At 42.3% G+C, this 22,989-nt stretch carries 16 protein-coding genes and 2 pseudogenes; 12 read left to right on the plus strand and 6 right to left on the minus strand.

All coding sequences use genetic code 11. The annotated features are described in order from the left end of the window. Positions 1-74 precede the first annotated feature (74 nt). Positions 75-2,045, minus strand: a complete 1,971-nt coding sequence (gene acs / locus ACT7WV_RS08320) for an acetate--CoA ligase (RefSeq protein ID WP_445102458.1) — start codon at positions 2,043-2,045, stop codon at positions 75-77. A gap of 633 nt (positions 2,046-2,678) precedes the next feature. Here acs and ACT7WV_RS08325 point away from each other — a divergent pair. The 6 genes and pseudogenes from ACT7WV_RS08325 to ACT7WV_RS08350 all read left to right on the plus strand — a co-directional run bounded on the left by ACT7WV_RS08325 (position 2,679) and on the right by ACT7WV_RS08350 (position 11,967). Beyond that, entirely contained in the window at positions 2,679-3,266 is a 588-nt protein-coding gene (locus ACT7WV_RS08325; protein ID WP_445102459.1) for a Uma2 family endonuclease, read from the plus strand. A gap of 20 nt (positions 3,267-3,286) precedes the next feature. After that, positions 3,287-6,661, plus strand: coding sequence for a helicase-related protein (locus ACT7WV_RS08330; protein ID WP_445102460.1), 3,375 nt, complete (start codon positions 3,287-3,289; stop codon positions 6,659-6,661). Between the two features lie 9 nt (positions 6,662-6,670). Next, the gene (locus ACT7WV_RS08335; RefSeq protein ID WP_445102461.1) at positions 6,671-7,234 is read left to right on the plus strand and encodes a Uma2 family endonuclease; all 564 of its coding nucleotides are present in this window, start codon (positions 6,671-6,673) and stop codon (positions 7,232-7,234) included. Between the two features lie 22 nt (positions 7,235-7,256). Then, complete coding sequence (locus ACT7WV_RS08340) at positions 7,257-7,829, plus strand: Uma2 family endonuclease (protein ID WP_445102462.1); 573 nt, start codon at positions 7,257-7,259, stop codon at positions 7,827-7,829. A 2-nt stretch (positions 7,830-7,831) separates the two neighbouring features. Next, positions 7,832-8,932, plus strand: a pseudogene (locus ACT7WV_RS08345) (type IIG restriction enzyme/methyltransferase); the annotation flags it as partial. Between the two features lie 293 nt (positions 8,933-9,225). Then, positions 9,226-11,967 carry an Eco57I restriction-modification methylase domain-containing protein gene (locus ACT7WV_RS08350; protein ID WP_463424154.1) on the plus strand — a complete coding sequence of 914 codons (2,742 nt, stop codon included), beginning with the start codon at positions 9,226-9,228 and terminating at the stop codon, positions 11,965-11,967. Between the two features lie 29 nt (positions 11,968-11,996). Here the strand turns inward: ACT7WV_RS08350 and ACT7WV_RS08355 are convergent, their stop codons facing one another. After that, a complete protein-coding gene (locus tag ACT7WV_RS08355; protein WP_445102464.1) occupies positions 11,997-13,889 on the minus strand; it encodes an ABC transporter ATP-binding protein in 1,893 nt (630 codons plus the stop codon). A gap of 178 nt (positions 13,890-14,067) precedes the next feature. Here ACT7WV_RS08355 and ACT7WV_RS08360 point away from each other — a divergent pair, with 178 nt between their 5' ends. Further along, positions 14,068-14,613, plus strand: a complete 546-nt coding sequence (locus ACT7WV_RS08360; RefSeq protein ID WP_445102465.1) for a GNAT family N-acetyltransferase — start codon at positions 14,068-14,070, stop codon at positions 14,611-14,613. Between the two features lie 165 nt (positions 14,614-14,778). On the opposite strand, the gene ACT7WV_RS08365 is transcribed toward ACT7WV_RS08360, so the two are convergent. The 3 genes from ACT7WV_RS08365 to hisG form a co-directional block, all read right to left on the minus strand. Beyond that, a complete protein-coding gene (locus ACT7WV_RS08365; RefSeq protein ID WP_445102466.1) occupies positions 14,779-14,997 on the minus strand; it encodes a hypothetical protein in 219 nt (72 codons plus the stop codon). Then, entirely contained in the window at positions 14,990-15,121 is a 132-nt protein-coding gene (locus ACT7WV_RS08370; RefSeq protein ID WP_445102467.1) for a hypothetical protein, read from the minus strand. The genes ACT7WV_RS08365 and ACT7WV_RS08370 overlap by 8 nt, the downstream gene beginning before the upstream one ends. A 374-nt stretch (positions 15,122-15,495) precedes the next feature. Continuing rightward, positions 15,496-16,143 carry an ATP phosphoribosyltransferase gene (hisG, locus tag ACT7WV_RS08375; protein WP_445102468.1) on the minus strand — a complete coding sequence of 216 codons (648 nt, stop codon included), beginning with the start codon at positions 16,141-16,143 and terminating at the stop codon, positions 15,496-15,498. Positions 16,144-16,275: 132 nt separating this feature from the next. Here hisG and ACT7WV_RS08380 point away from each other — a divergent pair, with 132 nt between their 5' ends. The 4 genes from ACT7WV_RS08380 (at position 16,276) to ACT7WV_RS08395 (ending at position 19,864) form a co-directional block, all read left to right on the plus strand. Continuing rightward, a complete protein-coding gene (locus tag ACT7WV_RS08380; protein ID WP_445102469.1) occupies positions 16,276-17,373 on the plus strand; it encodes a C40 family peptidase in 1,098 nt (365 codons plus the stop codon). Positions 17,374-17,439: 66 nt separating this feature from the next. Continuing rightward, positions 17,440-18,525, plus strand: coding sequence for a fatty acid desaturase family protein (locus ACT7WV_RS08385; protein ID WP_445102470.1), 1,086 nt, complete (start codon positions 17,440-17,442; stop codon positions 18,523-18,525). Between the two features lie 79 nt (positions 18,526-18,604). Then, on the plus strand, positions 18,605-19,234 hold the full coding sequence (locus tag ACT7WV_RS08390; protein WP_445102471.1) for an S-layer homology domain-containing protein: 630 nt from the start codon (positions 18,605-18,607) through the stop codon (positions 19,232-19,234). A 234-nt stretch (positions 19,235-19,468) separates the two neighbouring features. After that, the gene (locus ACT7WV_RS08395; protein ID WP_463424155.1) at positions 19,469-19,864 is read left to right on the plus strand and encodes a 4-Cys prefix domain-containing protein; all 396 of its coding nucleotides are present in this window, start codon (positions 19,469-19,471) and stop codon (positions 19,862-19,864) included. Positions 19,865-19,875: 11 nt separating this feature from the next. On the opposite strand, the pseudogene ACT7WV_RS08400 reads toward ACT7WV_RS08395, so the two are convergent. Further along, positions 19,876-20,883, minus strand: a pseudogene (locus tag ACT7WV_RS08400) (transposase). Positions 20,884-20,955: 72 nt separating this feature from the next. On the opposite strand from ACT7WV_RS08400, the gene ACT7WV_RS08405 reads away from it, so the two are divergent. Continuing rightward, positions 20,956-22,485, plus strand: a complete 1,530-nt coding sequence (locus ACT7WV_RS08405; RefSeq protein ID WP_445102472.1) for a WD40 domain-containing protein — start codon at positions 20,956-20,958, stop codon at positions 22,483-22,485. The last annotated feature ends 504 nt before the right edge of the window (positions 22,486-22,989 follow it).

Raw genomic sequence — 22,989 nt, forward strand, 5'->3', positions numbered from 1 at the left:
GCCAATAGCATCACTAAAAACAACTTATTACTTATTACTTATTACTTATTACTTATTACTTCAAATTGCCCTACCTAAGCCCCACCCCTCAACTTATCCAAGACACCCCGGTCTTCTAACGTGGAGGTATCACCAGCAACTTCTTGACCTGCTGCCAAATTGCGCAATAAGCGCCGCATAATCTTGCCTGATCGCGTCTTGGGCATGCCATCGGTAAAGCGAATTTGACCAGGACGTGCGATCGCACCAATCTCCTTAACTACATGCTGCTTGAGTTCCTTCTCTAACTCTTCGCTGGGGCTATAACTGCCTTCGAGGGTAACAAAAGCAAACACATCTTCCCCTTTCACCTCATCTGGCCGGCCAACCACCGCCGCCTCAGCCACTGCTGGATGAGACACCAATGCGGACTCAATTTCCATCGTACCCAGGCGGTGTCCAGCTACGTTAATCACGTCATCCACACGGCCCATTACCCAAAAGTAACCGTCTTCATCCTTTCTCGCGCCATCCCCGGCAAAGTAAAGATATTGTCCATCTTGGGGGGGGATATGTTCCCAATAGGTGCGGCGGAAGCGGTCAGGGTCACCGTAAACCGTGCGCATCATCCCTGGCCAGGGGTGCCTCACGACTAGATAGCCCCCTTGATTATTGCTAACGGGATTACCTTCTAAATCCACCACATCAGCGATAATACCAGGGAAAGGCAGAGTAGCAGAACCGGGTTTTGTCGGGATCGCACCGGGTAGGGGAGTAATCATAAAGCCGCCAGTCTCGGTTTGCCACCAAGTATCAACAATCGGACAGCGTTCACCGCCAATTACTTTGTGATACCACATCCAGGCTTCCGGGTTAATCGGTTCTCCCACAGTTCCTAGCAGTCGTAGGGAAGATAAATCTCTAGCATTGGGATATTGTTCACCCATCTTAATAAATGCCCGAATGGCGGTGGGTGCGGTGTAAAAGATATTAACGCCGTATTTTTCCACCACATCCCAACTACAACCAGGATTAGAAGGACGTGGTGCACCTTCGTACATGACACTGGTGGCACCATTGGACAGGGGGCCGTAGACAATATAGCTGTGTCCGGTAATCCAACCGACGTCGGCGGTACACCAATAGACATCCGTATCTTGAAGGTCAAATGCCCATTTCAGCGTCATGTGGCTGTAGAGGTTGTAACCAGCCGTGGTGTGAACAACGCCTTTGGGTTTCCCTGTGGTGCCACTAGTGTAGAGGATGAACAGCATATCCTCAGAGTCCATCGGTTCGGCGGGGCAATCTGCCGATACTCCAGCCTGCAATTCGTGCCACCAATGGTCGCGTCCCGGTTCCATCTGGGTTGTTTGCTTGGTGCGTTCCACTACTAGGACGTTTTCTATACTAGGGACACCTTGATTAGCCAATGCTAAGTCAACTTGATCTTTTAGGGGTACGATCGCATCTTTGCGCCAGCCACCATCAGCAGTAATCACTAACTTTGCTGAAGCGTCTACGAGTCGATCTTTGAGGGCTTCTGCACTAAAACCACCAAAAACTACGGTGTGGGGTGCGCCGATTCTGGCACAAGCTAGCATGGCGATCGCTGCTTCGGGAATCATCGGCATATAAATACCGACACAATCGCCTTTTTGCACTCCCAACTGTTTGAGGACATTTGCCATTTGGCAGACTTCTCGGTGCAGTTGGGCATAAGTTAAAGTTCGGGAGTCTCCTGGTTCTCCTTCCCAGATTAAGGCTGCCTTATTGCGACGCCAAGTAGTTAAATGTCTGTCAAGACAGTTGTAAGAAATATTAATTTTGCCGCCCACAAACCATTTGGCAAAAGGCGGTTGCCAATCCAGCACCGTATCCCACTTCTGGAACCAGTCCAATTCTTGTGCTGCTAAATCTGCCCAAAATTTCTGGGGGTCAGCTTTTGCCTGTTCGTAGAGTTGCTGATATTCTTGCAGGCTTTTAATCTGCGCTTTCTCAGAGAACTCAGATGGTGGTGAGAAGGAACGCTTTTCTTGAAGGATTGATTCTATCGTGGGCTGAGACATTGTAGTTATTGATTTAACTCTATGTGCGGTATCAGTTCTAATCTACTGCTCGCTCTTTTGTAGTGAGCGATACTGCTAAAAAACGATACTCTCTCATCCTCTGCAATAGGGGAAGTATGTAAATTTCTTTAATCTTTTTTGCTTGCTGACCATCGCAAAGATGATGGGCTACCGTGTATATAAATCTTGCTTGTTGCTCACAAAGGCTGTATTTAGCCCGAAATCTACCCAGTGGGAAGCCGCTACTCGCCTATGTTGGTGTAGCTGCTGTTTCAACCGCTAGGTAAGCTGTTCGTCATTTAAAGCTTATTATCAAGAATTGCGAAAGCCTTGTAGTGCGACCATCTTGGTCGCTACTTATACCCAATTTAAATGCATGACAGCTTACAAGATCTAAGTGGGAAGCCGCTACTCGCCTATGTTGGTGTAGCTGCTGTTTCAACCGCTAGGTAAGCTGTTCGTCATTTAAAGCTTATTATCAAGAATTGCGAAAGCCTTGTAGTGCGACCATCTTGGTCGCTACTTATACCCAATTTAAATGCATGACAGCTTACAAGATCGAAGGAAGAGAATAGAAATATCAATACAATTCTCAATTTTCCATTTACGATTTACAATTTCCCCTTAACAGCTATGCTGAAAACTCAAACGACATTACCACTCCGTCTCTGGACAGTTCAGGAATATCACCAAATGGTTGAGGCGGGAATTTTGCAGCCTGATGAGAAAGTTGAATTAGTTGCAGGACAGATAATAAAAAAGATCAGTCCCCAGGGAAGTCTCCATGCTGCCGCAATCCGGCGTACAGAGAGGTTGCTTAGGGAACGTTTGGGAAAGCAGGTTTTAATACAAACGCAATTGCCGATTGAATTAAATGATTTCTCGGAACCAGAACCGGATGTGGCGGTAGTGAGGGTAGATCCGTTGGATTATGAAGAAAGTCATCCTAAAGCATCTGATGTTTATTTGATTATTGAAGTGGCAGATTCGACTCTCAAGAGAGATTGTGAGTTGAAGGCAAAAGATTATGCTCAATCAGGGATTGTAGATTATTGGGTGTTAGATGTGAAGAATCAGCAGTTGCGGGTTTTTCGGGAACCGACGGAGGATGGTTATCAAAGTGAGGTGGTTTTAGGAGAGGATGGGATTGTTTCTCCTTTGCTATTTCGGGATTGTCGGATTGCTGTTGCTGATTTGTTGCGATCGCATATCAGGAAGTAAATTTTGTTCTAGGGGATATAATGCCGCGCATTTTTGACAACATAGAGCAATCCCTACTACCAACTTTACAAGAAACCCTAGATATTTCTGAGAGAGCCGATTTTTGTGTCGGCTATTTTAATCTGAGGGGTTGGCGTAAAATTGACGCTCAAATTGAGCAGTTTGCTGGAGGAGAAAAAGGCTGCTGTCGTCTTCTGGTGGGAATGCAACGGTTACCAAGAGATGAAGTTCATGCTGCTTTAGCACTAGGTAAGGAAGAGGCAGGAATTGATAACAGTGCTGTCATTCGTCATAAGAAACAAATTGCTCAAGAATTTTGCGAACAATTAACTTGGGGAGCACCTACTAATGAGGATGAGGTGGGATTGCGTAGGTTGTCTCGGCAAATTAAAAGTCAGAAAGTTATTGTTAAATTATTTCTTAGACATCCCCTTCATGCCAAACTTTATCTAATTCATCGTAGTGACATAATTAATCCCACAATTGGTTTTTTAGGTAGTAGTAATCTTACCTTGTCGGGACTGCAAAACCAGGGAGAGTTAAATGTTGATATTTTAGACCATGATGCTTGCCAAAAGTTGCAAAAATGGTTTAATGAGCGTTGGAATGACCGCTGGTGTATTGATATTTCTCAAGAACTGATTGAGATTATTGATAACAGTTGGGCGAGAGAAAAGTTGATTCCGCCCTACTATATTTATTTGAAAATTGCTTATCACTTATCCCAGGAAGCCAGGGCAGGGTTAGCAGAATATCACATTCCTCGTGATATTAAAAATCAGTTATTTGACTTTCAAAAAGCTGCTGTGCAAATTGCGGCGCGTCACGTCAATCGTAGAGGAGGCGTATTAGTCGGGGATGTGGTGGGTTTGGGAAAAACTCTAATTGCTTCGACTTTAGCCAAGATTTTAGAAGAGGATTTTTTCTTAGAAACTCTAATTATTTGTCCCAAAAATCTAGTAACGATGTGGGAGGATTATGTTCATCGTTATGGGTTGCGGGCAAAGGTTCTCTCCCTGAGTCGGGTACAAATTGAGTTGCCTAAAGAACGCCGTTATCGGGTGGTACTAATTGATGAAAGCCACAACTTACGGAATCGGCAAGGTAAGCGTTATCGGGCAATTCAGGAGTATATTGCCCTGAATGAAAGTCGCTGCATTCTACTCACGGCTACACCTTATAACAAAACTTATTTGGATTTATCCAATCAGCTACGTTTGTTTGTACCCGAAGATAAAAATTTAGGTATTCGCCCGGAAAAACTGTTGAGTGAGTTAGGGGGAGAAATTGAATTTAGCCGCAGACATCAATCTCCAGTACGTTCCTTAGCTGCTTTTGAACATAGTGAATATCCGGATGATTGGCGAGAACTAATGCGGCTGTATATGGTGCGTCGGACTCGCAGTTTTATTCAGGAGAATTATACTAAAGATGATGAAACTGGACGTAAATACTTAGAGTTTCCTGATGGCAGACGGTCTTATTTTCCCCTGCGTAAACCCCAGACTGTTAAGTTTAGCTTTGGTGGAGAAGATGAACCCTATACCGCCCTTTATTCTGAGGATGTAGTTAAACTGCTTAATTCTCTTAGTTTACCAAGATATGGGTTAGGAAACTATGCAGTTTCTGCTAAGTCAGCTAAGGGGAAATCTTTAACCACCGCTGAGTCATTGCAGCTTAAAGGTTTATCCCGTGCAGGTAAAAGATTGATGGGTTTTTGCCGCACCAACTTATTTAAGCGCTTAGAAAGTGGTGGCCCAGCTTTTCTGCAATCTTTAGATCGTCATATCTTACGGAATTATATTTTCTTACATGCGATCGCACAAGATTTACCCTTACCGATTGGTACACAAGAAGCAGCACTTTTAGATACTCGTAATAATGATGAAGACTCAGATTCTCTAGATGTAACTCGGCTTGATCCAGAGTTCGAGGAAGAGGAAGAATTAACAACAGAGGAATTATTATCCTCAACAGAGGTAGATTATCGCCAACGTGCTGCTGCTGTTTACCAAGAATATGCCAATCGCTATCAGCGACGCTTTAAATGGTTGCGACCAAAATTATTTAAAGCCTCTTTAAAAAAAGATTTACTTGCAGATGCTCAAGCTTTAATTAGTTTACTCGATGAATGCGGAGATTGGGATGCTAATCAAGACCAAAAGTTGGCAGCGTTAATTGAACTTTTGCGTAAGATTCACCCTCAAGAAAAAGTCTTAATTTTTACCCAGTTTGCTGACACGGTGCATTATCTAACTGACCAACTCCAGCAGCGAGGAATTAGCAAACTTGAGGGGGTAACGGGTAGTTCTGCTGACCCCGCAGGGACGGCTTGGCGTTTTAGTCCGGTGAGTAACGGTAAATCTGTTGCTGAGGCTGAGGAATTAAGAGTTTTAATTGCGACTGATGTTTTAAGTGAAGGTTTGAATTTGCAAGATTGCGCCATTATTGTTAATTATGACTTGCCTTGGGCAATTATTCGCTTGATTCAAAGGGCGGGACGGGTAGATAGAATTGGTCAAACTGCACAGAAAATAATTTGCTATTCCTTTTTACCAGCCGAGGGAGTAGAACGAATTATTAATTTGCGGGGAAGGTTGCGTCAAAGGCTTCAAGAAAATGCTGAAGTTGTGGGTACGGATGAGGCGTTTTTTGAGGATGACGCTAATCAGCAAATGATGCTTGATATTTATCACGAAAAAGCGGGAATTCTAGAAGGAGATGAGGATAACGAAGTAGACCTAACTTCGGAGGCTTATCAAATCTGGAAGAATGCTACTGATAATAATCCCACCCTTAAGAAAACTATTGAAAATCTACAAAATGTGGTTTATTCCAGCCGTAGTCATATCCCTACTACTACTCAGCCGGAAGGGGTTTTGTTATACATGAAAACTGTAGAAGGGAATGATGCTTTAGCTTGGATTAATCGAGAGGGTAAAAGTGTTACTCAATCTCAGTTTGAAATTTTGCGGATGGCGCGTTGTGAACCAGAAACCAAGGCGATTGAGCGTGACTCCCAACATCATAGTTTAGTGCAAAAAGGGGCTGAGTTAATTGCCGAGGAAGAAAAGAGTGCAGGGGGGCAATTAGGCCGCCCTTCCGGGGCCAGGTTTCGGAGTTATGAACGGCTAAAACGTTACGCCACGGAAATGCCGTTGTTAGTGACTCCAGATTTACTCAAAGCAATTGACCACATTTACCGCTATCCCCTACGACAGTCAGCCGTTGACCGTTTGAATCGTTCTCTTAAAAGCGGTATGGATGACCAACAATTAGCAGAGTTGGTGGTTGCACTTTATTTAGATGACCAGCTTTGTTTCGTGCACGAGGAGGGACAAACTCAAGAACCGCAAATTATTTGTTCGCTAGGATTGTTTCAATCACAAGAGTAGGTAACTGCTATGGCTTCAACGACACAACCAATCACTCAGATAACCTTAGAAGAGTTTTTGGCGCAACCAGAAACTAAGCCGGCTAGTGAATATATTGATGGGAGAATCTACCAGAAACCAATGCCTCAAGGAGAACATAGCACATTACAAGGTCGTTTATTGGCAGCTATTAATCAGGTGGGTATACCCGAAAAAATAGCTCATGCATTTCCAGAATTGCGCTGTACATTTGGGAATCGCGCAATTGTGCCAGATATTACTGTTTTTGAATGGCAGCGTATCCCGCGTCGTCCCAACGGCAGAATTGCTAATAAGTTTGAAATTCCTCCCGATTGGGTGATTGAAATTCTTTCTCCAGACCAATCACCAAGTCGCGTTATTCATAAAATTACCTTTTGTTTGAAGCATGGGACAAAATTAGGTTGGTTTATTGAACCGGAAGATGAATCAGTGATGGTTTTTCTGCCCAATCAATTACCTGATGTGAAATACGGTGATGAAAAATTACCTGTTCTTGAAGTGTTAGCAGATTGGCAGCTTTCTGTGGCAGATGTATTTAGTTGGTTGTATTAGATAACTTTAGGGTAAATAAATTATGACTTCAACAGATGCCAAGATAAATTTATCGCTGGTGGAGTTTCTAGAACTGCCAGAAACGGAACCTGCTAGTGAGTATATCAATGGGAAAATCTACCAAAAACCAATGCCTCAAGGAAAACATAGTACGTTACAAGGTCGTTTTACGGCTGAAATCAACCAAGTTGCTAGCCCGCAACAATTAGCTTACGCATTTCCAGAACTGCGTTGCACGTTTGGAGGACGTTCTATTGTTCCAGATATCGCGGTTTTTGAATGGCAACGTATTCCTCTCAACGAGAATGGAGAAATAAAGAATAGGTTTGAAACTTACCCAGATTGGGTGATTGAAATTCTTTCACCGGAACAACACGATGCCCGTTTAACGGAAAAAATTATCTTTTGCCTGAATCACGGCACAAAATTGGGTTGGTTAATTGACCCGGAAGCACGATTAGTCATTGTATTCAAACCTAAGCAGCAGCCGGAAGTAAAGAAAGATTCAGATATTTTACCTGTTTTAGATATTTTAGATAATTGGCAATTATCAGCAGCGGAATTATTTCAATGGTTAAGTTTTAGGAGAAATTAATTATGCCTCTCAATTTTAAACATACTCGTGATTTACTCTATAATTTTCAGTTCGGTGAGTTATTTATTGAGGAATTAGGTTGGTCGCAACCTTCAACTAAAAAAGCTATACCGTTGGAGATTGAAGATAAAACTTATGATTACAAGCGAATTGCTGAACAGTCGGGAGTGGTTGTCTTTGAACTAACTTCACCAAACGGTAAGATTCCCGAAGCAAAACAACGAACGGCGATTCACCAGGAAATTACAGAGAAAATTGCGGAAAACTTACTTATTTTTGTCGATAAGGAACGCACCCGTAGTCTTTGGTATTGGGTGAAACGGGAGAATTCCAAGCGCTATGTCCGTGACCATTTGCATGTTAAGGGACAACCTGGAGATTTATTTTTAAGCAAATTGGGTGGGTTAGTAATTGATATTACTGACTTGGAACATGGCGAACCTTCAGTTGTAGAAATTGCCCAAAAACTGCAAAGTGGTTTTGATGTTGAACGGGTTACTAAGAAGTTTTATAAGGAATTTCAGGAGGAACATTATGAGTTTCTCAAGTTTGTGCGAGGAATTGAGAATGAGGTTGACCGTCGTTGGTATACTTCGGTTATTCTCAATCGCTTGATGTTTGTTTATTTCTTGCAGCGCAAGGGGTTTATTAATAATGAGGATTTAGATTATCTGCAAAATAAGTTAGCAGAGAGTAAGCAACGGGGAGACGATTGTTTTTATCGTGAGTTTCTGCAAACGCTATTTTTTGAGGGGTTTGCTAAACCGGAAGCGGAACGTAACCCAGAGGTAGAGGCGTTAATTGGTCGGGTAAAATATTTAAATGGCGGTTTATTTCTCAAGCATCGCATTGAGCAAGATTATCCAAATATTGCTATTTCTGACCAAGGTTTTGAGCAAATTTTGGCGTTATTTTATCGCTATTCTTGGAACTTGGATGATACTCCGGGGGGTAAGGATGATGAAATTAACCCGGATGTGTTGGGATATATTTTTGAGAAGTATATTAACCAAAAGGCGTTTGGTGCTTATTATACTCGTCCGGAGATTACCGAGTATTTATGCGATCGCACTATCAACAAACTCATTCTAGATCGGGTGAATGCGACACTTGAAGAACCCCCCCTACCCGCCACCCCCCTAATCCCCCCTTATCAAGGGGGGACATTAGAAACGAGGGGGGAGAATATTGAAACAGTCTCTATTTCTAACTCCTCTCTTACTAAGGAATCTTCTATCTCTAACTCCCCCCTTAGTAAGGGGGGTAGGGTGCAAAATTCGAGGATATCAACGAACTACTAATTAAGTTAGATTCCCCACTGTGCGATCGCTTAATTCACGATATCCTACCCAATTTATCATTACTTGACCCTGCCTGCGGTTCGGGGGCGTTTCTGGTGGCGGCGATGAGGACGCTAATTTCAGTATATGGCGCGGTGATTGTCACGATTAAGTTACAGGGTGACAGACGTTTGAAAAATTGGCTAAATGATGTAGAAGCCAAGCACCCCTCATTGCCTTATTTTGTCAAAAAGCGGATTATTACCGACAACCTCTATGGGGTAGACATCATGGAGGAAGCAACGGAAATTGCTAAGTTACGGTTATTTCTGGCATTGGTTTCTTCTGCACAGGAGGTTGAAGAATTGGAACCTCTACCGAATATTGATTTCAATATTATGGTGGGGAATTCGTTAATTGGTTTAATTCGAGTGGATGAGGAAGGGTTTGATGCGGTTGGTGAGTCTCGACAGGGGAATTTACTTCAGATTTTAGCAGCTAGTAACTATAGGAGGATTTTGGAGGAGAAGAATAAAAATGTAGATTTATACAAAAAACATGCTTTTCAACCGGGAGAAGTTGAAGGAACATCTCAGAATGATCAGATTCAACGGTTGCGAAATGAGATTGAAAAGCTCAATCGGGATTCTTACACTAAGTTAAATCAGTTATTGCTGGATGAGTTTAGCACGAAGTTAGGAATTAAGTATGAGCAAGCACAGTTGAAGGGTAAGGCGAAGAAGCGGCTATTGAAGATTGAGGATATTGAGGCGTTGAAGCCGTTTCACTGGGGTTATCATTTTGATGAGATTATAGAGAAAAGAGGTGGTTTTGATGCGATTATTACTAATCCACCTTGGGAGATATTTAAGCCAAATGCTAGAGAGTTCTTTGTTCAGCATAATAAGCTGGTCAAAAAGAGCAAGATGGATATCAAGCAATTTGAGAAAGCCAAGAAAAAATTACTTGAAGATTCAGAAATTGCTGACGCTTGGCTTGAATATCAAAGTCAATATCCTTATGTTAGTGCCTATTATCGTTCAGCAGAACAGTACAAGAATCAGATTTCTGTTGTAAATGGCAGAAAATCAGGGACTGATATTAATCTCTATAAGCTTTTTTTAGAGCAATGCTTTAATCTGTTACATCCCGGCGGTCATTCTGGGATTATCTTACCTACGGGTATTTATACTGACTTGGGTGCAAAACAACTGAGGGAAATGTTGTTTACTCAGACTCAGTTAGGTGCTTTATTTGGAATTTCTAATGAAAGGTTTATTTTTGAAGGAGTAGACCATCGATTTAAGTTTTGCCTACTAAATTTTGAAAAGGGAAGTCAGACTGATTCCTTTGCTGCTGCTTTTCGCATTGACCCGCGAGAGGCGATTAGACCAGTTCAGCTTGAGACTTTCTTAAATAATAAAGATGAACACATCAAAATTTCAGTTCCGCTAATTCGTAAACTGTCTCCTGACTCTCTTTCTGTAATGGAGTTTAAGAATGAGACTGATATTCGTATTGCTCAAAAGATGGGTAAGTTTCCTTTATTGGGAGAAGAGATTAAAGGTAAGTGGAATCTGAAATTAACCTCAGAGTTCCATATGACTAATGATAGTCGTTTATTCAATCCACAGCCAGGGAAAGGTAAGCTGCCCCTCTATGAAGGTAAAATGATTGAGCAATTTACTCATACATTTGGTAAGGCTAGATATTGGATAGAAGAGTCAGAGGGGCGTGCAGCTATCTTAGGACGAGGCGAAGATAGAGGACAGACTTTAGATTATCAAAATTATCGAGCTGGTTTCCGTAAAGTGGCTAGTACGACAAACTATCGCACTTTAATCGCAACTGTTATTCCGCCAAGCTTTCATTCAGAAAATTTTCAGTCAGTATTGCGGTATTCGGAAAAAGTCGATAGTCCACCAAATGACCTTGAGTGTTTGTATTTAGTATCAGTTTGGAACAGTTTTGTTCTTGATTACGCAATTCGCTTTAGAGTTTCCGCTAATGTTAACTTTTTTTATGTCTACCAACTCCCAGTCCCCCGCCTCACAAAAAACGATCGCTACTTCAACGAAATAGTAGAACGCGCCGCCAAACTCATCTGCACAACCCCAGAATTCGACGACTTAGCCGCAGAAGTCGGACTAGGTTCCCACCAAAACGGCATTACCGATGAAACAGAACGCGCCCAACTCCGCGCCGAACTTGACGGAATGATTGCCCACCTTTACGGCTTAACCGAATACGAATTTCAACACATCCTCAGCACCTTTCCCATCGTCCCCGAAGCAACCAAACAAGCAGCACTCGCCGCCTACCAAACCTTCACCCCCCTAACAGGCGATTCAGAAATTATCAACCTAATTAGCCAAGGAGAAAGCAACCAATTAGAATTCAAATCCTCCGCCCGTTGGGATATGCGGGAAAATAAGAAAAACAAAGTAATAGAACAAGTCATCCTCAAAACCGTCGCCGCTTTCCTAAACTCCCACCAAGGCGGTACATTATTAATTGGCATCAACGACGAAGGAGAAATCCTCGGTTTAAACCACGACTACCAAACCGTCCAAAAGAAAAACCGCGACGGCTACGAACTCTTTTTAACCAACAACTTACTATTAAAAGAACTCGGCAAAGACCTCGCCCCTTATATTCATATCACCTTCCATGAAATTGAGGCTAAAGATATCTGTCGCATTATCCTTGACCCCTCCCCTCGCCCAGTTTACCTGAAACTCAAAGACTCCAAAAGCGGTCAAACCAAAGAATCCCTCTTCATCCGCACAGGTAACTCTACCAACCAACTCGACAATCCTAGCGAGATTCACAATTACTGTAAAAATCGTTGGTCTTAGGCTTCAGGAACCATAGAGACTGAGATTTACTAGCTTCCTAACATCTGCAATTTATATAGGCTGGCATAGAGTCCATTCTCTTGCAATAGTTCTTCATGAGTCCCAGACTCCACTAACTGACCCCGCTTGAGCACCAAAATCCGATTAGCATTGCGGATTGTCGAGAGTCGGTGGGCAATAATAATTGCGGTACGTTCTTGCAGTAGTCGTTCTAAAGATTGTTGAATTAGTGCTTCTGTACCAACATCCAAACTTGCTGTTGCTTCATCAAGTACCAGCAGTACAGGATTACGAATGGCAGCGCGGGCAAATGCTAATAATTGCTTTTGACCACCAGAAAGATTAGTTCCCCGTTCTCGTAACTGGGTGTCGTAGCCTTCCGGTAGCTGTTCAATGAAACTACCAACATTGGTTGCTTGTGCCGCAGCTTGAATTTCCTCAAGGGAGTAGTCTTCCCCTAGGGCAATATTACCCTTGACATCACCGGAAAACAGAAAGCCGTCCTGTAAAATAATACCCATATAGCGCCGCAGTTGAGCCTGGGGTAAATCGCGAACATCAATGCCATCAACCAGAATTCGCCCTTGTGTAGGTTCATAGAGGCGGCACAAAAGACGAATAATCGAACTCTTTCCAGCACCAGTCGGGCCAACTAAGGCAACTTTTTCACCAGGACGAATGGTAAAGTGCAGGTCTTTGAGGACGTAATCATCTTCTTTGTAGGCAAACCAAACGTGTTCAAAGCGAATTTCTCCTTGAGTTGGGTTAGCAGGTTGTCCGTTGGTTTCTTCTGTTAGTAACTCTGGTGCATTGCCAAATTGTAAACTTCTAACTTGCAACCCTTCAGGGTCAAGGATTTCGATGGGTTCATTGAGAAGATTACTGATGCGTTCTAAGGCAGTGAAACCAGCTTGAAACATGGTGAATTTTTCTGCAAACTGGCGCAAGGGGTTAAACAGACGCTGCGCATACAGGATAAACGCAGATAAAACACCAAAAGTCAAGGTGTCATTCAAGATTAATAAACCACCCAGCCAGAGTACAACAGCGATCGCAACTAAAGAAACCGCTTCTAGAGTAGCTGAAACTGCGGAATCGTGAAAAATTGTATAGTTTACTTCGTCGATATAGCGCTGGTTAACGGTGCGAAACATCTCGGCATTGAATCTTTGCCGATTAAACAACTGCACGATATTCATACCGGAGATGTTTTCTTGCAGCATTGAATTGAGTCCCGAAAGTTCTTCCCTAGCTTTATAGTTGGCTTTGCGGAACTGTTTTTGAAAGTAGACAATCAGGCCAGTAACTGGAAAAAGCATTGCCACCAAAATTAAACCCAGTTGCCATTGCAGCGAAAACATAAAAACGGCAATCACTGCCATGGAGAACAGGTCATTAATAATACCAATAGCACCAGAAGAAAAGACCAATCCTAGGGCTTCAACGTCACTCGTCAGTCGGGTAATTAACCTCCCTACTGGCGTTTTATCAAAAAATCGCACCGCTAGAGATGTTACATGGTCAAAGAGGTCATCACGAATTCCCGCAGTAATTTGCTGACCAATTTTTTCTTCCAAAAATTTACTAAGAATGCCGAATACTAGCCGGATTACTATGGTTAGTAACAGCATAATGCCGAGAATACTGACTCCAGACTGCAACGAGACATCTTGGAGAAAAGACCAGGTTGATTCTTGGCGAATTAGCGAAACTGCTTGCCCAATTAATAAAGGTTGGATGGCATTGGCAAAAGACAAGGGTACTAATAAAATAAGTGCAGCCCATACCAGACGTCTGTGGCGGCGGGCATAAGGCAACAGTCGCAAGAAGAGTCGCCAGTCGTTCTCACGTCCTCGGAAAGCAGCTTGGGAGGAGTTTCGCTGGTTTCGATCCGCTTCTGGGGGCGGTGATAAGCTAGTCATGCAAAACCCTGGTTGTAAATTTAACTACTGCAAAAAAGTACGCTTTCTCAATGTAGCGCAAGAATATAAGTAGTCATTATAAGTATGAGTGGAATAAACAATCCTGAAGGCAAGCAGAGTGTAGTTTACTATTCTGTGTTGCTTGTCAGGTTACCAGTCCTTTAGTTAAGTAAAGGTAATGCTAGAACTGGAAACAGCTAGACTAAAACTCAGACTGTTCAGGCTAAGTGATTTCGACGATTTGTATCGTCTCTACAGTGAACCGGAAGTTATGAGGTACGTTGGGCGAGGTGCCAGAACTCAACAAGAGACGGAAACTGGTTTGTTGTTGATGATTGAGCATTGGCAGCGACATGGTTTCGGTATGTGGGCATTGATTGACAAAAATAATGATAAGTTAATTGGTCGTTGTGGACTTTGTTTTCTTGACCATACCCTAGAAGTTGAGTTGGGGTACTTACTTGATCAATATTATTGGGGTCAAGGTTTAGCGACAGAAGCCTCTCAAGCAGCGCTCAAGTACGGCTTCGAGATGGTAAACTTAAAAAAGATTGTTGCAGTTGCCAAACCAGAAAACTTGGCTTCGCGCCGGGTTATGGAGAAGGTGGGATTGAAGTACGAGAAAGACGCCTACTACTATAACTGTGATGTAGTTTACTATTCTATCTCGCAAAAAGACTACCGTTTGAGTGAGCTGAAGAACAGCTTACAGCGGCTACAATAAACTATCGGCAAAAAAGCCGCCCTTAATAAAAAAAATCTCCACTGTCTTAGTTAAGAAACAGCAGAGATTGTGTCCACTTTAGTAACTTAAAATTAGCTAATACTAATCCTTTTCTTTAGAGCATGACGAGAGTTCTCTAGGTCATGGTGAATACCTGTAAAAATTTTATTTGCCCGATTGCTCAACTAGTTTCTTGAAGTGCAGGTATACTTGCTCTGGAGTCAGGGGTTCTGATTCTTTCTCATTAGGGATGTAGAATTGCCAGCAGTCTGCAAATAGATGCACCGAAAAACCAGGAATTAACCCTAAGGCGATAGCTTTTTTTCCGAGTTTTTCCGCTTCTTCTGCAAGAGTGAGTCCGTCATGAAAGCGATATTTATTCATCCGTTCCTCCTTGTTGGGTAATAGCCTTCGGCTGTGGCTCCTCCAAGTCAACCCAGATGCTTCCTTCCGCCACACGGCATAGAAAAACCGGGAAGGAATTTAACCCAGCTAATTCCGGCCTCATTTCCTAGGAATGGCGCGAACATTACGAGTCTGACTCAGAGCCTCACGGAAACCAGTTCGACTGATTAACGCTCACCTACTGAGCAAGCAGGCTTCAATTTCACATTATCAGTGGGTTACCTTGAAGGGATTCAGTCAGGCAAACCATTGCAACAATACATTTAATTGATTAACATTTGCCTGATTTTCTTTACAAAGCAGAAGTTCTTAGGACTTACGCACCATAACCGAATTATCTCATCCTGAACGATAGCGAAGGATCTCCCAGACATCTGAGATGCTTCTGTTTGAGACGCTACACGAACACTTTCGTTGAGTATGACAGTTGAATGCGTAAGTCCTAGTTCTGCTGCAACTTCTATCCGGTAGAGAATTTTAGCACGCAACACTCAAGGTTAATGCCCGCAGCTCTTCTACCAAGTGGTTGAGTCCATCTGTGTTGAGACGATAACTGAGGGGGTGAGCAATCAGCCTTGCTGTACTCTCAAATAGTGTGTCTATTTCAATCAAGCCATTTTCTTTTAAAGTGCGACCTGTGGAAACTAAATCGACAATTGCCTCCGACATCCCGGTAATCGGACCGAGTTCCACAGAACCATAAAGTGGGATAATTTCTACTGGTAAGTCCAAGTTGTTGAAATATTCACGAGCACAGTGAACAAACTTAGAGGCTACCCGACCATGGGGAGGTAGCTCGAAAGAGCGTTGGTAGGAGCTAGAAGCGCGTACTGCTACTGACAGCCGACATTTGCCGAAGTGTAAATCCACCAGATGAGCTACTTCCGGGGTCTTCTCCCGCAGTACATCATAACCGACAATTCCTAACTGGGCCTGACCATATTCCACGTAAACTGGGACATCCTGGGCTCGTACCAGCAAAGCCTTAGCTTTGCCTGTAGGGTCTTCAATTTGAAGTTGGCGGTTGGTTGAATCTAAAAAGGCACTAAAGTCTAAGCCAGTAGCTTGCAGCAACTTGATACTATCTTGCAGAAGTGCGCCTTTGGGTAATGCAACAGTAATCATAGAAGGTATAGCGGTTTTATTAGGGCAAAATACAACTATCTTGGTTTTGAGACAAGGAGGACAAGGGAGAGTGTTCGTATCTCATAGTCGCATTACTGACCTGGACAATGTTATATTCCTGCGGAAATTCCTATGCTTAACCTCAAGCCAAAGGCAAAATTTGCTGTAATCTCTGTGTTTATCGTGCTGGCTGTCGGTTGGTTTTCCTGGTGGAGGAATCGCCAGCAGGAAGCTACACCAGTGGATAATCTGTTTTCAGCTAGGGAGCGTCAACTCAAGTCAAGGGATAGGGATACTTTATCTAAGATTGACGCTCAGCATGGTGTTTCTGTAGAGGAATCAGCAAAACCGCATCAAATTCCTTCAGTAGAACAGCCTCCCAGCACCTCTGAACCAGAGACGGTGAAATCTGCTCTCCAGTCAGATAACCTTTATGTTGCCTTTGGGGTGGTTAACGTTCACCGAGATACTTCGACTGACTCGGAGAGGGTAACTCAAGCGCTGCATGGTGAGGCGGTAAAGGTGATTAATCAGCGTGGTTCATGGGTAGAAGTTAGCTTACCAGACCAGTTTAATTACCAAGGATGGGTGCAGCAGTCAGCTTTACAAAATATTCCCACCAACAAGAGCAAAAACTGGGTAAAACGCCAGATTGTTGCTGTACCCATGGCAGAGGTGCGAACTATGCCACGTCAGAATGCTCCAGTTGCGGTGAGTTTACCTCTGGGTACGGTAGTAGGAGTAGAATTGCCTAGCACTGAAGGAGATTTTACCTCAGTTCAACTAGTGGATGGACGTGAGGGATATATTACCTCCACAAAGTTACTAGATTATGCAGAACGGGAAGTTTCTCAAGTGTCGAGTGGTAGCATTTTGGAAACCGCAGATCAGCTAATTGGTCAACCCTATCTCTGGGGGGGAATGACGACACCTGGTGTAGATTGTTCGGGTTTTATACATACTGTTTTCAAAGTTCACGGCATCCGCTTACACCGCGACGCTGATCTACAATATTTTAGCGATGGAGTCAGTGTAGCGCCAGACCAATTGCAACCGGGGGATTTAGTCTTCTTCTCTACCTATGCTTCCGGCCCTTCCCATGTCGGTATCTATGCTGGAAATCGAAAATTTATCCATGCTTCCTCCTCTGGGGTGGGTTATAGTTCCCTGGAAGATTCCTATTTTTCGCCGCGTTTCTTAGGTGCTAAAAGAATTCTTCAGAGTTCCTGATATTTTGACTAAATAGGAGATTGTTCTAAAAATAAAATTGGAGGTAATCTATTAATTTATAGAGAAATGACACAGAAGAGAGTAACTTTTGGCAAGAGTGTTGGTTTCAGGAAAGAACTGAATCGCAGAGTCGAAGCATATTTTATTTCTGAGGATCTTGCTCAACGAGATCATCCAGCGCTGTACCTAAAAACAGGGATAATTTTTGCTTGGATAATCTCTGCTTGGACATTTACTATTTTCTATCCAGCACCTGTCGGTTGGAAATTAATTGGCTGCGTCTTTCTCGGATTAGGTCTTGCTGCTTTAGGCTTTAATGTAGGGCATGATGCTAATCATGGTAGTTATTCTGAGCATCAACTAGTAAATCGTATTTTGGGGTTAAGCTACGATTTATTTATGGGGGTTTCTAGTTACTTGTGGAGATTTAATCATAACTTTATTCATCATACTTATACTAATATCTCAGGTCACGATTTTGAACTAGATTGGGATGGCTGGGTGCGGCGTCATCCCGATAAACCCCACGAATGGTATCACCAGTTTCAACATCTATTTGTTTGGTTAATACACGTTTTGATGCCTGGGTTTTGGTTTGTTAGTGAGTTAAATTTGATCGTATTTAAGCGCCGAGCCCATGAGTATACCCTCCCGAAAATTAAGCGATCGCAGTTAATTGCATTCTTTACATTAAAGCTACTTTGGCTTGGTATGTTTCTGGGTGTACCCCTGATAGCTGGATATACACCAATGCAAGCAATCGTAGGTTTTTGCCTTACTTACATGACTGGTGGGTTGGTAACTGGTGTGATTTTAATGCTGGCTCATGTAGTGGAAACAGCAGAATTTTTAGACGTGAGTTCTCAGTCTCCTGATATTGATGATGAGTGGGCAATTTGTCAAGTTAAAACTACAGTGGATTTTGCGCCTAATAATAAGTTTTGCAACTGGTATCTTGGTGGTTTAAATTATCAAGTAGTTCATCATCTATTCCCTCAAGTTTGCCATATTCATTATGCTAATTTAGCTCCAATTGTGAGCCAAGTGTGCCAAGAGTTTGGCGTAGAATATAAAGTTTATGGAACCTTGCTAGAAGCGATCGCAGCTAATCATCGCTGGTTAAAAACAATGGGAATCACACCTCATACATAATCTGTAATTTTTCTGTTAATTTTCGATACTTTATATCGCCTATACTCGGATAAATCTTTATTTCTGGATGTTCCTGAGAATGAAACAACTAATTTTTCTGACAACTACGACTGTTACTGCTCTAGTCAGTCTTAGCTTTTTGCCTAATCCTTCTCTAGCAGCACAATTACTGACTGATCACCACAAGAATCAAACCAGTGTATTAATAAGTGACGCGCCCCAGGAAACGGTGACGGAACAAAAAGTTGTAACTAGGGCAGAACTCGCTAAGATCTTAGTCGATCAGATGCAATTAGAACAACGTCCTAATGCAGCTAAACCGGATGTTTCTGTGCCAGACGTTCCTCAATCCCATCCGGCTTATCAAGCTATTCAAGTAGCAATTAAAACTGGTGTAATGAATAGCTATCGAGATGGCATGTTCTTTCCCGATCAAACAATTAATCGGGCGGAAGGGTTTGCTATCTTTGCTCAAGCTGATGGGTTATTTCCCTTGTACTTTCCCTTCACTGCTGAGGGAATTCTGGCTAGATATCCAGATGCATTAGAAATTCCTAATTGGGCAAGAAAGGGTGTAGCTAGAGCGCTACGCAATGGATTTGTGAATGTCGATCCTTTAACTAATCAAATTTATCCTCTTAACCCCATGACCCAAGCAGATATTGACTATGCTTTGAGGCAATATAGAGTGCTGCGCAGACGCAGTTAGGACTAAAAATTTCAGGTCTAACAATCTTCTAGTGAATGTTAGACCGATGGAACTAGTTTAATTTAATATTTTGCTGAAAGGAAGAATATGGAAAAACTAAATTATATTTTCAACTAGTATCAGCATACAAGCGGAAGGGTTGATTGGTAGTCAGTGCGATCGCAATTTTTAGCTCATTTGAGAGTTGGCTAGGGTTTTTGGGAACTATAGTTATGTACTAAAGCTCATCCATCCATGAGTTACTGCCTTAACGCCGATTGTCAGAAGCCCCAAAACATCGATGGTGTAAAGTTTTGCCAAAATTGCGGTACAAAACTGTTGCTAGCAGAGCGATATCGTCCTATTAAACTCATTGGTGCTGGAGGTTGCGGGAGAACTTTAATAGCACAGGATGAGTATAAACCGTCAAAACCTCGCTGTGTGATTAAGCAGCTTTATCCTCAAAGACAAAACAATGCTGGAAAAGCTGCCGAGTTATTCCAGCAGGAAGCGGTGCGGCTGGAACAGTTGGGCAAACATCCCCAAATTCCCGAACTGTTAGCGCATTTGGGGCAAGATGGCCGTCAGTACATTAGGCATCTCCAGAAAGCTAAGAGTGTCTCCCTGACTTACTTTGAAGCCTTAAACTAACTTCCACAGATTTAGCTCGATTCAACGGCTCCATAAGCATCAGGGGCTTTTGTTGTTAATTTAACTGCCAAACTATCAAGGTTAATAATCTCATTTCTCTTTGAGTATTCAGGGGTTTTCACTGCCGAGAAAACTAACCGCTCAATTCTCAGTCTTACTAAACCACAAATGGTTAGGATAACTGACTCATATTTACTGGCTTCCAGACGAAATCTTTCTTGTGCTATTTTAAATATCTTGATTAAACGAATCACGTGTTCTACAAAAATGCGGTTAGAAGATAGCTTTTTATTGGCTTCTTTTTGCTGTGAGGTTAGTTCTCCATTTTTCGGTTTTTTCTGAGGAGTGCGAATTTGAAGTTCTCCTAGATAGGCTTGATCAGCACTAAATAGTTGATTTTTATCAAATTGTTTCAGACGTTCCCGCATCAGACTTATGTCACTTTTGGTTCCTGGTTTTCCTGCTACTACATCGATAATATCTTTACCTTTGGGCAAGACAATAAACTGATTTTTAAAAGTGTGATTTTTCTTCTTACCTGAGTAGAATGATTTTTGCTCTTGATAGTCTGAAGGTCTTGATCGGCTTTGCTCAGCGCTATCTACTATTAACTCCTGCTCTGCCAACATCTCAATAATTGCTTCCTCCTCTTCTTCGCACTTTTTTACTTGTTCTAGTAAGCTAGCTGGTAGTGATTCTCGCAACAGAACTTGCCAATAATTAAACATGTTATTGGCTGTCGATTCGCTTACTTGAAATAATAAGCCCAGAATCTGAAAGCTCAGATGATGACGTAAATAGATTAAAGTTAATATAATTTGTTCTTCAAGAGCAAGAAGAGAAGTCTTGCCACCGCCAGCACTAATCAGCCGAGTTTTCTTTTTCTCAATTTCTCTCTGTCTCTGCTCATGTCAAAGTTTGGCTTGTTCAATTAGTTGAATCAACTGCTCATAGCTAATTCCTACCAAGCGCTTGGCTTCTTGATGATTACGTTGCAAGTACTCCCAGGTATAACTCACAGTTTCTGCACCCCAAACGTTAATTAGTTATGCCTTAATTATCTCATAATTTATATTTTGGAGATGTTTATTGTGCAGGAGTTCATTAACGAGCAAAACTTAGCTCAAGAGTTGGCAGAAATAGGAGTTTTTCGAGAGCAACAGATTCGCAGTCTCCTGGGCGACTTACTGCCTGTGCTGCAATTTATTCACGAAGGACAGGTAATTCATCGGGATATCAAGCCAGATAATATCATCCGTAGTGGCTCAGATGCTAGACTGGTGCTGGTAGATTTTGGGGCAGCTAAATATGCTGCGGGAAAGGCTTTAGGCAAAACTGGAACAACTATTGGCTCTGCGGGTTATGCAGCTCCAGAACAGATGTTTCGGCAAGCGGTATTTGCCAGCGATATCTACAGTTTGGGTGTTACCTGTATTCATCTGTTGACTAACATTGAGCCATTTACACTGTATAACGCCATGGCAAGTACCTTTGTGTGGCAGCATCACTTGGATAACAATCCGGTGAGTGACCAACTAGAGCGTGTTTTGAACAAAATGACTCAAAGTGCGGTTCAGCAGCGACATCAATCAGCCTTGGAAGTAATACAAGACTTAGAGATGTTAGAAGCAACAAGCTCAGAGGTTACAGCATCCTCACCTACTATACAAATACTCCCCAAAATTGATCAGCGAAGCATTTTCTTAGTTACTACTCTTAAGGGGCATTCAGACCAAGTTTTTTCTATCGCTTTTAGTCCCAATGGCAAAATTTTAGCGAGTGGAAGTGGATATAAGGACAAAAATAACTGCCTTAACTTTTGGGATGTTGACACCGGACAGGAGATTAGAACTATCAAGGAACATTCTGGTGGGGTTAATTCCATTGCCTTTAGTCCCGAGGGCAAAATTTTAGCCCACAATCAAAGTGATACTATTAAACTGTTGGATGTTGGCACTGGACGAGAAATTAAACACCTCAAAGGACATTCAAAACCGGGTGATGTAGGAAGCTTACCCTTGATTATTTCCCTTGCTTTCAGTCCTGATGGCAAGCTTTTAGCCAGTGGCAGTAAAGACTGCACTATCAAATTGTGGGAGGTTAGCACCGGACGAGAGGTTAGTACCCTTCAGGGACATCGCAAATATATCAATTCCGTTGCTTTTAGTCCCGATGGCAAGATTTTAGCCAGTGGCAGTAAGGATAAATATATCAAACTGTGGAACGTTAATACCGGAAGCGAAATCACCACACTTGGAGAGCATTTACGTGGGGTGAGTTCCGTTGTTTTTAGCCCTGATGGTAAGACTTTAGTTAGTGGTGGTCAGGACAATAATATCAAACTGTGGGATGTGGATAGCGGACAAGAAATTTGCACTATTAAGGGACATTCCAGCATTCCATTTATCAGTAGCGTAGCTGTTAGCCCTGACGGTAAAACTTTAGCTAGTGGAGGTTCGGAAAACATTGTCAAACTGTGGAATTTTCTTACTAGACAGGAGATTTTCACCCTAGAGGGACATTCAGATGTAGTTTATTCCGTTGCTTTTAGCCCTGATGGAACACTCATTGCCAGCGGTAGTTGGGACAACACCATTAATATTTGGCGAGTCATTGGTTAGGAGTTGTTCGAGAGCGAGTACTCTTTGACTGAGAGGTGAGATAGAAATATCTCAAAGGTTTGGGGCAAAACATTGCAGCATCATCTAGGCGCCGACGTAATCTTCCGCTACAGTTCAACCAAGTCGGTGATTAGCGAGCTTCTAAAAAGATATTGACTGTTTCAGTTAAAACAATAAATATTTGAACTACTTACTCTATTCCCTAATTCCCTCCTAATTGGATAGTTTGCAACTCTCCTCTGCTGAAACAGCATAGCAGCTTCTAGGGGTATAAACAGGGTAGTTTTGGTAAATTTTTTAGGCAATAAAAGCCAAAAAGTATTAATAAATACAGTATCAATTTTTTAATTCAATAGATTGACTTTTTTGTTTGTTTATCAGATTATTGTTCTTTCTTTGCAAGCAAAACTAGTGCTTGCCAGCAAGGAAAATAATCCTAATTCATTTATGAAAAATTCTATTTAGCTTGACGCCGAACCAATTAATATCTTGAGCCAATTTACA

The organism is Symploca atlantica LB2515 (assembly GCF_052546295.1).

Coding starts and splice junctions, on each gene's coding strand:
- ACT7WV_RS08355 (WP_445102464.1), bottom strand. CDS start 13,889: ATGACTAGCTTATCACCGCCCCCAGAAGCGGATCGAAACCAGCGAAAC.
- ACT7WV_RS08385 (WP_445102470.1), top strand. CDS start 17,440: ATGACACAGAAGAGAGTAACTTTTGGCAAGAGTGTTGGTTTCAGGAAA.
- ACT7WV_RS08395 (WP_463424155.1), top strand. CDS start 19,469: ATGAGTTACTGCCTTAACGCCGATTGTCAGAAGCCCCAAAACATCGAT.
- ACT7WV_RS08380 (WP_445102469.1), top strand. CDS start 16,276: ATGCTTAACCTCAAGCCAAAGGCAAAATTTGCTGTAATCTCTGTGTTT.
- acs (WP_445102458.1), bottom strand. CDS start 2,045: ATGTCTCAGCCCACGATAGAATCAATCCTTCAAGAAAAGCGTTCCTTC.
- ACT7WV_RS08360 (WP_445102465.1), top strand. CDS start 14,068: ATGCTAGAACTGGAAACAGCTAGACTAAAACTCAGACTGTTCAGGCTA.
- ACT7WV_RS08330 (WP_445102460.1), top strand. CDS start 3,287: ATGCCGCGCATTTTTGACAACATAGAGCAATCCCTACTACCAACTTTA.
- ACT7WV_RS08340 (WP_445102462.1), top strand. CDS start 7,257: ATGACTTCAACAGATGCCAAGATAAATTTATCGCTGGTGGAGTTTCTA.
- ACT7WV_RS08325 (WP_445102459.1), top strand. CDS start 2,679: ATGCTGAAAACTCAAACGACATTACCACTCCGTCTCTGGACAGTTCAG.
- ACT7WV_RS08370 (WP_445102467.1), bottom strand. CDS start 15,121: ATGAGGCCGGAATTAGCTGGGTTAAATTCCTTCCCGGTTTTTCTATGC.
- ACT7WV_RS08365 (WP_445102466.1), bottom strand. CDS start 14,997: ATGAATAAATATCGCTTTCATGACGGACTCACTCTTGCAGAAGAAGCG.
- ACT7WV_RS08390 (WP_445102471.1), top strand. CDS start 18,605: ATGAAACAACTAATTTTTCTGACAACTACGACTGTTACTGCTCTAGTC.
- ACT7WV_RS08335 (WP_445102461.1), top strand. CDS start 6,671: ATGGCTTCAACGACACAACCAATCACTCAGATAACCTTAGAAGAGTTT.
- hisG (WP_445102468.1), bottom strand. CDS start 16,143: ATGATTACTGTTGCATTACCCAAAGGCGCACTTCTGCAAGATAGTATC.